Source organism: Dolomitihabitans soli, from assembly GCF_022213955.1.
GTDB classification, from domain to species: Bacteria; Actinomycetota; Actinomycetes; order Streptosporangiales; family Streptosporangiaceae; genus Streptosporangium_A; species Streptosporangium_A soli.
The window spans coordinates 126,700-135,841 of record NZ_JAKNTW010000022.1; the positions used below are offsets into that span (position 1 = coordinate 126,700).

Annotated in this window: 12 protein-coding genes; 5 read left to right on the forward strand and 7 right to left on the reverse strand. The window is 68.5% G+C overall.

Annotation, left to right across the window (positions count from 1 at the left end):
- Window positions 1-155 precede the first annotated feature (155 nt).
- Window positions 156-713 carry a PadR family transcriptional regulator gene (locus MBA17_RS34055; RefSeq protein ID WP_238501430.1) on the reverse strand — a complete coding sequence of 186 codons (558 nt, stop codon included), beginning with the start codon at window positions 711-713 and terminating at the stop codon, window positions 156-158.
- A 93-nt stretch (window positions 714-806) separates the two neighbouring features.
- Between MBA17_RS34055 and MBA17_RS34060 the strand changes: the two genes are divergently transcribed.
- On the forward strand, window positions 807-2,168 hold the full coding sequence (locus MBA17_RS34060; RefSeq protein ID WP_238501431.1) for a carotenoid oxygenase family protein: 1,362 nt from the start codon (window positions 807-809) through the stop codon (window positions 2,166-2,168).
- Window positions 2,169-2,403: 235 nt separating this feature from the next.
- Here the strand turns inward: MBA17_RS34060 and MBA17_RS34065 are convergent, their stop codons facing one another.
- Window positions 2,404-3,084 carry a hypothetical protein gene (locus tag MBA17_RS34065; protein WP_238501432.1) on the reverse strand — a complete coding sequence of 227 codons (681 nt, stop codon included), beginning with the start codon at window positions 3,082-3,084 and terminating at the stop codon, window positions 2,404-2,406.
- Window positions 3,085-3,230: 146 nt separating this feature from the next.
- Here MBA17_RS34065 and MBA17_RS34070 point away from each other — a divergent pair, with 146 nt between their 5' ends.
- Entirely contained in the window at window positions 3,231-3,428 is a 198-nt protein-coding gene (locus MBA17_RS34070; RefSeq protein ID WP_238501433.1) for a transposase, read from the forward strand.
- 537 nt (window positions 3,429-3,965) lie between these two features.
- Here the strand turns inward: MBA17_RS34070 and MBA17_RS34075 are convergent.
- The 3 genes from MBA17_RS34075 to MBA17_RS34090 form a co-directional block, all read right to left on the reverse strand.
- Complete coding sequence (locus MBA17_RS34075; RefSeq protein WP_238501434.1) at window positions 3,966-4,349, reverse strand: hypothetical protein; 384 nt, start codon at window positions 4,347-4,349, stop codon at window positions 3,966-3,968.
- Window positions 4,350-4,610: 261 nt separating this feature from the next.
- Window positions 4,611-4,877, reverse strand: a complete 267-nt coding sequence (locus MBA17_RS50665) for a DUF4158 domain-containing protein (RefSeq protein ID WP_455432912.1) — start codon at window positions 4,875-4,877, stop codon at window positions 4,611-4,613.
- 28 nt (window positions 4,878-4,905) lie between these two features.
- Window positions 4,906-5,679: a GntR family transcriptional regulator gene (locus MBA17_RS34090; RefSeq protein ID WP_238501435.1), complete on the reverse strand. Its 774-nt coding sequence runs from the start codon at window positions 5,677-5,679 to the stop codon at window positions 4,906-4,908.
- 122 nt (window positions 5,680-5,801) lie between these two features.
- Between MBA17_RS34090 and deoC the strand changes: the two genes are divergently transcribed.
- Window positions 5,802-6,560: a deoxyribose-phosphate aldolase gene (gene deoC / locus MBA17_RS34095; RefSeq protein ID WP_238501436.1), complete on the forward strand. Its 759-nt coding sequence runs from the start codon at window positions 5,802-5,804 to the stop codon at window positions 6,558-6,560.
- 403 nt (window positions 6,561-6,963) lie between these two features.
- Window positions 6,964-7,503, forward strand: a complete 540-nt coding sequence (locus tag MBA17_RS34100) for a hypothetical protein (RefSeq protein WP_238501437.1) — start codon at window positions 6,964-6,966, stop codon at window positions 7,501-7,503.
- A gap of 102 nt (window positions 7,504-7,605) precedes the next feature.
- Here MBA17_RS34100 and MBA17_RS49830 read toward each other — a convergent pair whose 3' ends face one another.
- Entirely contained in the window at window positions 7,606-7,737 is a 132-nt protein-coding gene (locus MBA17_RS49830) for a hypothetical protein (protein WP_274386363.1), read from the reverse strand.
- On the opposite strand from MBA17_RS49830, the gene MBA17_RS34105 reads away from it, so the two are divergent.
- The gene (locus tag MBA17_RS34105) at window positions 7,736-8,386 is read left to right on the forward strand and encodes a hypothetical protein (protein WP_238501438.1); all 651 of its coding nucleotides are present in this window, start codon (window positions 7,736-7,738) and stop codon (window positions 8,384-8,386) included. The genes MBA17_RS49830 and MBA17_RS34105 overlap by 2 nt on opposite strands.
- 571 nt (window positions 8,387-8,957) lie before the next feature.
- Here the strand turns inward: MBA17_RS34105 and MBA17_RS34110 are convergent.
- A partial coding sequence (locus tag MBA17_RS34110; protein WP_238501439.1) for an ArsR/SmtB family transcription factor occupies window positions 8,958-9,142 on the reverse strand: 185 nt, incomplete at its 5' end.

The window sequence follows — 9,142 nt, forward strand, 5'->3', positions numbered from 1 at the left end:
GAGCAGTGCGAATGGTCCCGGACTCACTCGACAGCAACGTGCCTTCTCACCGCGGCGGCAACCCCGTGCCGGTGGTGGTGATTCGCCGCTGGACGATATGGAGGTCCACCTCGATCTCGGCGAGGATGCCGACACGGCGCGACCCGCCCCCGGCGTCAGGCGGCTGGATGGCGCCCGGCCTGGCGGCGCTCCGCCTTGTCGAACTCGCCGAGGGCCCAGACGGCCCAGTCGCGGGAGGCCTCGTACTGGCGCAGGCCGTAGCCGGCGGCGAGCCAGCCGAAGTCCAGGCGGCCCTCGGGGGAGACCGGCGTCTCGCCGGACACGGTGTCCTTGAGGCGGGCGAGCTCCTGCTCGGCGTGGGTGACGATCTCGTGGAGCAACTTCCGGGCGTCGTCGGGGTCGAGGGCGGACAGCAGGAAGAGCCTCAGCACCCCCTCGTTGCGCACCGCGCCGCTCACCAGTGGTTGGAGCAGCCACGCGCGCAGTTCGGCGAACCCCGCAGCGGTGATCGTGTGGACGCGGCGGCCCCGCGCGCCTTCCTCGGCACGCTCGATCAGACCCTCGTCCACGAGACGGGCCAGCTCTGGATAGATCCGGTTGTGACCGGCCTGCCAGGCATACCGCCCGAGGTCGCCCTCGAACGCCTTCGCCAGGTCGTATCCGCTCGCGGGCCGCTCCGTCAGCAGACCGAGCAGTGCGTATCGCAGCGCCATGCTGCCGAGCCTATCATCTCCATCTGGATAGGTCCGTATTGACATATCCAAGTGGATATATAGAGACTGGCTCTTCACCGAGAGGAAGTGGACATGCCACAGACACCCGCCCACTTGAGCGGCCTCATGGCCCCGGTGGCAGATGAGATCGACGCCGCCGACCTGCCCGTGACCGGCACGCTGCCGCCCGAGCTGACCGGCCGCTTCGTCCGCAACGGCCCCAACCCGCTGCCGGGCGAGCAGTCCGGCCACTGGTTCGACGGACACGGCATGCTGCACGGCGTACGGCTGCGCGACGGCCGCGCCGAGTGGTATCGCAACCGGTGGGTCCGCACCGGATATCTCGCCGGCCGGCCGGAGTTCAGCCCGGACGGCACCCGCGACCTGACCGTCGTAACCGCGAACACGCACGTGATCGAGCACGCGGGACGCATGCTCGCGCTCGAGGAGGGCGGCCTGCCGTACGAGGTCACGCCGGAGCTCGACACGGTCGGCGCGCACGACTTCGGCGGGCGGCTCACCACCGCCATGACCGCGCACCCCAAGCAGGACCCCGCGACCGGTGAACTGCACTTCTTCGGGTACGGCGCGCTCCCGCCCCACCTGACCTACCACCGGCTCGACGCGTCGGGCGAGCTGGCGCACAGCCGTGAGATCACCGTCCCCGGGGGGACCATGATGCACGACTTCGCCATCACCGAGCACCACGTGGTCTGGCTCGACCTGCCGCTCACCTTCCGGCCGGAACTGGTCGGCAAGACCATGCCCTACCAGTGGGACGACGGGTACGGCGCGCGCCTCGGCGTCATGCGGCACGACCGGCCCGACGCCCCGGTGCGCTGGTTCGACGTCGATCCCTGCTACGTATTCCACGTCGGCAACGCCCATGAGGACGCCTCGGGACGCGTCGTGCTCGACGCCGTCCGCTACGGCCGGGCCGACTTCACCGCCATGTGGAGCACGGCCGGCGGCTCGAACGACCCGGCGGGACCCGCCGCCGCGGCAGCCGCCGCCCCCTCCGGCTCGGCCCGGCTGCACCGCTGGACGCTCGACCCGGCGACCGGCGTGGCAAAGGAGGAGGCGCTCGACGACCGCGGGGTGGAGTACCCGACGCTTGACGACGAACGGGTCGGCCGCGGCGCGCGCTACCTGTACGCCGTCTCCGGCCCTGAGATCGTCAAATACGACCTGTCCGGTGGGGAGGTAACCGGCCACACGCTGCCCCCGTGGACGGTCACCGGCGAGGCGGTCTTCGTGCCCGCGACCTCCGGACCGCGGCGCGAGGACGACGGCTGGCTGATCTCCATCACCACCACCGTCGACGGGAGCGCGTCCCGGCTCCTCGTGCTCGACGCCTCCGACCTCGCCGCCGAGCCGGTGGCGATCGTCGATCTGCCGCGCGGCGTGCCGGCGGGCTTCCACGGCACCTGGTTCCCGGACGGGCCCACGTCCTAGCAGGGCGCGGGCAGCGCTGGAAAGCCCTGCAGGGCTTTCCGGGGTGTCTGGCCGGAGGGTGCCGGCCTGTACGGGGTTGAGATCAGAGGATTCGCCTGTGCCGTGGTCCGCCGGACGCAAGGAAGCCCTCTGGCTCAGGAGGGGCCGCCTGCGGCCGCTTGGACGAGGTCGTCGCCGCCGACGACGAAGCGCACCTGCACGTCCGTGGAGCGGGGTGGGTCGTTGCGGTGACCGGTCACTTCTTCCTGGAGTCCCATGGCACGCCCGCCGCCCAGCTGTCGAAGGCACGCAGGAGGACCACCAGCGCGGCCGCCAGCCGCCAGTCGGTCTCCGGCGCGTGGAGAAGCAGCCGGTCGCCGCTGGACCGGAACTCCAGCGGCGTCCGTCCGCCCGCGCGCCAGATGACGCGCCGGGGCCCGCGCGCGATATCGCCACCGTTCGAGAACAGAGCCACCAGCACGATCAGCGCCTGCACCGGCCACAGCGGCCACCACACGCACCACCAGAAGATGCGGCCCTTGTAGCCCACCGCCTCGGGGCCGCCTGCCTGCTTCACGGTCCAGCGAGTGCGCAGTCCCCTGCCCCGGAGTGCCTTCTCGCGCACGAAGGTGCCGATGAGTTCGCCGTGTGCCCCGAGGACCTGAAACGTCGCGACGCCGCCGACGGCCGAGGCGGTCACCAAGGTCGCCACCCGTTCCCGGCGGTGCTCGTCGGCCCACAGCACGAAGGAGCGGGCGCCGCTGCCGCGGGCGGCGAGGTACGCGGGTATGCCGCCCGGCGGGAGTTCCCGCTCCGCGTAGGCGACCACCCGCGGTGGTCCGGATCCGTCGGAGAACTCGACCAGGTCCCCCACCGGCGCCGGCGCGCCGCCGCTGACTCTGCCCCGGTAGACCTTCAAGGTCACTGCGCTGCTCATCCGACGTTCCCCTTCGTGCTCGGAGTCCCGCCACAAACGATCTTCTCAAAGAGCTCATTCGGAGCCAGGCGGCTCCACTCTTCCAGCGGAATTGAGTAGTGGCCTTCCCCTTATAGCGTGGAGACCGAACCGGAAGAGGTTTGGTCGTGGCAGCAGTCACGCGGCGGCGCTTTGATCCGGAGTTCCGGGCCGGAGCGCTGCGTATCGTCAAGGAGACCGGCAAGCCCGTGGCCCAGGTGGCGCGGGACCTGGGAATCAGCCCGTACACGCTGCACAGTCGGGTGCAGATGGATCGGCTCGCCGAGCAGTACAACGGCGACGGCGGCAAGGGAGCGGCACGCTGAAGGAGTCCGAGCAGGAGGAACCGGCCCGGGCTGTGGCGGGAGAAGGCCGCGCTGGCCAAGCAGCACGCCCAGGACAAAGCCGCGTGGGAGAAGGAACGCCCGAGCTGGAAGACGAGCGTGATGACGCCCCTATGGTTGCCAAGCGGCTGCCGGTGGCGTTGGTGCTGGTGAGAGGGCCGCGAGGATGATCGGGAAGACCTCGCGGGCGACGTACAGCGACAAACCCCGACAGGCCCGGCCACGCCACCGTAACCGCCCGCCTTTACGGCGTAGATCAAGTTGCTGCGGGGCCCGGCCGCATGCTCCGCATCTCGGCACGCTCATGAGGGATCTCACGTGATTAGCATTGTGTGAGATCGGAAACACGGCTCGCGCCGTCCGGATGCGACCCGGGCCGACACGCGCCCACGCGCCGCCGAGGCGGCATTCAGGACCGGCTCATCAGCCGCTCGCCCACGCCTTGAAGTCCCCACCTCGGTCAAACTCAGCTCGCGGAAGGACGCCAACAGCACTATCGACCACGCGTAACTGTTGCGATCACGTGAACGCCAGCACCACGCCGGTCAAGACGCCGAGGAGCACGACCACGGCGGGGAACACGAGAATGGCGATCAGCAGGCCCGACCCGTTCCACGGCTGCGGCCCCTGCCCCAACGATCCGGAGCGGAATTCGTCAAGCGGAGCCCGGTATTCCAGCTCGAGCACCTGACCGTGTTGCAGCGAGACCGGCGCCTGCGCGTGCCCGTACCGCGGCCGCCACCTGAAGTCCGGCACGAACACCTCGACCTGGTACTGGCCGGGCGACAGCACCAGCACGTTCTGACCCCACCGTGCCGAGTAGGGGTGACCGTTCAGGAGGATCCGAGGCGTAGTCGCCGCCATCGACGCCCACGACAGGGAGTGGACCTTGGTGTTGATCACAAGACGAGCTTGAGGGTTCATACGCATCAGCCTGTCAGCATGGTCGACGACAGCAGAATGGATCCAGCTCAACGGCATCAAGGGTGCGCTCGGCCTGCTCACCCGGGCCACACGATGACAACCAGAGGCATGTGACGTCGCCGCTACCCCAGCGACACCAGCGCTGCCGAGTAGGCCCTGCTCGAACCTCTTCTCCCGACGCCGGCCTGCCTGACGCCGAAGGGTTGCCGGCCGGAGAAGCATCATCGTCGACGCGATCCGCTACCCGGTTGATAACGGCTGCAAGTGGCGGTCTTCCAGGAACAGCCCGAGGTAGCGGACCGTGCACATCTGGAGCGCGAACCCCAGACGGTTGTGGTCCCCACGCTTCCCGATCAACGCCCGGTCGACGTCGTCAAGGAAGAAGAAACGCTCCAGCTCAGGGCGCGTCGGGACCTCATCGAAGACACCGTAGGAGGCAGCCTTCCCGACAGCGCATGGCGCCGCTTGAGTTGTTCCGTTGCGCCTTTCCAAGATCTTGCCCGACACGACCGGTGCTTGGAGGCCGGGTGAGGCGTCAGGCTGGGCGATTCACCGCGTGGCTGCCGCTGTCGGCCGGGTGTGAGAGGTGTCCGGGCGCGGAGACGGAGAAGTCGACCTTGAGCGCGTAGCGGTGCGCCACGTAGGAGCTAATTGTGTATTCGAGGGGGTTCCCGTGCTGGTCGATGATGGAGCGTGTCTCGACGAGCATCGGCGTGGTGGGGGCGACGGCGAGTTCGGGTGCGTCGTCGTCGGCTGTGCGCGCCGTGAGGATGGAGGAGCCGAGGGTCGGGTGCAGTCCCAGGCGGCGGAGGGTCTGGTGCAGTGATCCGATCTCCAGGTCGGCGGTGAGCAGCGCGTCGAGGGTGGCGGGGAACGTGGCGTGTTCGATGGCCACGGGCAGGTCGTCGAAGAGCCGGACGCGGCTGATGGCGACCACGGACGCGGGTTGCGTGGTTAGGGCCGGGTAGAGGGCGGCCGTCTCCTGAGGGGAGGCAGGGCGTACGGCGGCCTCCAGGACCCGGGAACGCGGTGTCTTGCCAAGGACGAGGGCCTGGTCGTGGAAGCTCAGCAGGGTGCCAACGGGCCGGGCGGGGGCGGCCTGGCGCACGAAGCTGCCTCGCCCGGGCACCCGCTCCAGCAGGCCGTCGCGCTCCAGCCGGACCAGAGCGGCGCGCGCCGTCATCCGGGAGACACCGAACTCCTGAGCCAGCTGCGATTCGGAGGGGAACCGATCGCCGTCGGCGGCGCCTTCGAGGCGCCGCCGCAGCTGCTTCTCGATGCGCTCGTACAGCGGTTGCGACGCGGCCATGGCGGGTGTGCTCCTCCTCGGTTGGACGGTGCCGGCCCCCAGTGTGACGCCAGTCGACACCATCGTGCAGATTTGTATAGGCTGTATATACAGCATATCGGGTTGGCTTTGAGGAGAGCATCATGTCCGTGGCCTCGATCGACATCCCGCGCTGGGAGGGGCCCCTGCCCTCACGCGAGGAGGTGGCGAAGATGATCGACCACTCGCTGCTGCGACCCGAACTGACTCCGGCCGAGGTCGAGGACGGCCTGGCGACTGCGCTGGAGTACCGCACGGCGTCGGTGTGTGTGCGGCCTGCCGACGTGGCGGCTGCGGCCGCCACGCTGCGCGGCAACGGGGTTCTCGTCGGCACGGTCGTCGGCTTCCCGCACGGCAGCAGCACCACGCAGGCGAAGGTCTTCGAGGCCACCGAACTGATCTCCCTGGGGGCGGAAGAGATGGACATGGTGATCAACATTGGTCGCCTGCGCGGCGGCGACGTCGCGTTCGTCCAGAACGAGATCGCCGCCGTCGTCCAGGCCGCCGAGGGGCGCCCCGTCAAAGTGATCTTCGAGAACGCCTACCTGACCGACCAAGACAAGACCGCCGGGTACAAGGCCGCCGAGACCGCGGGCGCGGCCTTCGTCAAGACCAGCACCGGGTTCGCCCCCGGCGGGGCGACGGCCGCTGACATCGCCCTGATGCGGCGTGCAGTGTCCTCCCACGTGCAGATTAAGGCCGCTGGAGGCGTGCGCACCCTGGACGCGCTCCTGCACCTGCACCGACTCGGTGCCACCCGCTTCGGAGCCACGGCCACCGCAGCGATCCTTGACGATCTCGAAAGCCGCCGCAACGGCAACCCGCCCACCGCAAGCGCCGCCGAACCGATGGCGGGCTACTGAGTGGAAAGCCCCGTGCAGCGCGTAGCCTCCACGCTCTCACCGCTACCACGACAGCCTCACAGCCAGGCCGGGCGTAGGCCGAGACCCGCGTGGTCGGGCGACTGCGAGGTCGAGGCGGGTGTCCATGTCCAGGCGGAACCGTCCGTCTCATCGCTAACGGCGTTCCTGCCCTCCAGTAATGACCCATACCTGGCGGCTGGGGACACGTTCGGGAGCGGAGCGCCTTCAGGGACCGGAAGCCGACGCCGCGGCGGCGTAGGTCGGCGACGATCGTGATGAGGTCGTGGAGGGAGCGGGCGAGCCGGTCGAGGGAGGGGACGACGAGGGTGTCGCCGGGCGCAGGTAGTCCAGGGCTTTGGTGAGCTCTTCACGGTCGACGTCCTTGTCGGAGGAATGCACCCGCATGACAACCAGTGCTCAGCAGCTGATCGAAACGGCACGTCTCGCACCGCTGGCCGGCCCGTTCGACTGGGAACAGGTCGAGCACCGGCTCGGGGCGCCCGTGCCGCAGGACTACCGCAAGCTTCTCGACGCAGGGGGTGGCGGACTCTGGCTGGACTATTTGAGGCTCTACGTTCCGGCGCCCGGCCCCGGTCTCAAGCACGTCGATCTCGAGCGGTCGGGGCTGGAGTTCGAACAGCTCCAGGACCTGTTCGAGGACGAGGTCGTGGGACCGCCCGACGATCTCGACCCTGATTCCAGGCTGCTGCCCTGGGCGTCGACCGGTACGGGGGTCACGCTCTATTGGCAGGTCTCACCCGAGGCGGCGGCCGATTCGTACCCGATCCGGGTCTCGGACCGGTACGGCGACGTGTGGGAGAGGTACGGCCTGCTCACCACCGACCTTCTCCTGGGAATCGTCCAGGGCGAGGTGCACAGTGAGCTGCTCAACGAGTCGTGGATGGAACGCGACGTGCTCTTCAAGCCTTACGCCGACGAGTAGCGCGGTTCGGGCCCTGATCTGCCGCGTCCTGAGGAGGTCGGCCATCTCGGTGGCCCGAAGGCAATACAGCTCGCTCACACCGCCTGATGCTGTCGACCCGGTCTACTCCAGCATTGAGAGCAGCCGAATGCCGCCGAACACGAGTATCACCAGGGCGGCCGCGCAGCCGGTGATGATCGCCGGCATCAGCGAATAATTGCTCTCGCCGATGTGGTTCGGCAGAATGTCGCCCATGATCGACGATCCGCGACCTGGCTGGAAAAGCATGGTGGGCGTCCTGGCGGCCGGCGCGGTGTTTGGCGCGGCGACCTCCCTGGCCAACGCCGTAGCCCATCTTTCTGTGGATCTGGAAAGCCGGGAAGCGACGACCAACGGGTGGTCGTTCATCGAGATTGTGAGTGTGCTGCTGGACTCCGGCTGGGCATGGGCCGGGCTGGCGGTGCTGGCGGGGTTCCTGGCCACCCGCGCCAAGCAGCGCGGTCTTGGGGCCCGGGCGCTGGGCCGGGGCGCTGTTGCCGGTGTGGCGACCCTGCTCGCTGCCACGGCGGCGTACTATGCCGTGGATACGGTCGTCCACGATGTCCCGCTTGGCTCCTATGGGCATGACACGGTCTTCTGGTGGGCGGCGAGTGTTCTGCTCGGGCCGATTTTGGGTGCCATAGGGTCATGTGCCAGGAAGCCGGGAGCGATCGGTGTGCTCGCCAAAGTGACGGTTCCGGTCGGCGCGGCCGTCCAGATGGTCGTGATGCCGCCCGGTAGGAATGAGGTGATCACGACCATCGGGCAATGGGTTGTATGGACGACAGCTGTCGTGATCACCGGCGTGGTTGCGGTCCGCTTCCTCGGCGTGCAGCGGCAACGAAACCACCCCAGGGGGAGCTGACTCGCTGTAAGTCTCGGCCAGCAGAAGAGTTTTCTTCTGAGGTCGCGCGCAACGAGCCTCCGCAGGAGCTCGGACCCGCTCGACGCCGGCCAGGTTGCCCGGCTCGATGCCCACGACGAGGTAGGCCCGTCCTTCGGTGTAGGCGGCGGCGACGTCGGGCTGGCGGTTGGCGAACCCGGAAGTCGAGCCACACGCTCTCGTCGGCCGCCTGGTCGGGGATCTCATTGGGGCTGGTCGGGAACCGACCGTGCACGGCATAAAACCGAAGCAGCAAGCGGGAAGCCTCCCGCCGCCCGCAGATCCACGACTTCGGTGTCCATACTGACCCTGCTTGATCGTGCGGGTCGAGGATCGGTGAAAGATTCGCTTTCAGTCCAGGGAAGACGCTCGTTGACATGCACTGACGCAATCCCGTGTACCAGCTGACAGCAGTCTTACCAACACCCGGAAGTTCAGCGCGCCCCACACCACGTCCCCCAACTGGAACCCGCTCGGGCTCTCGAAGGTGTCCAGCCTGCGCACCGGCGATGCCGTTCGTTTGGGCCGTATAACGCGATTCTTACCACCGGGCCTAGTCGCGGGATTCTTCCAGCAGACGTGCTGCCTGTGCGGTCCGCTGGTACAACACATAGCGCCCGTCTCTGACCTTGGTGACGAGGCGTGCGCGGTGCAGTGCGCCGAGGTGGTAGGAGACGGTGCCCGGGGTGTATCCGATCCGGGTGGCGAGTTCTGCGGTCGACCGGGCGGTTTCGAGGT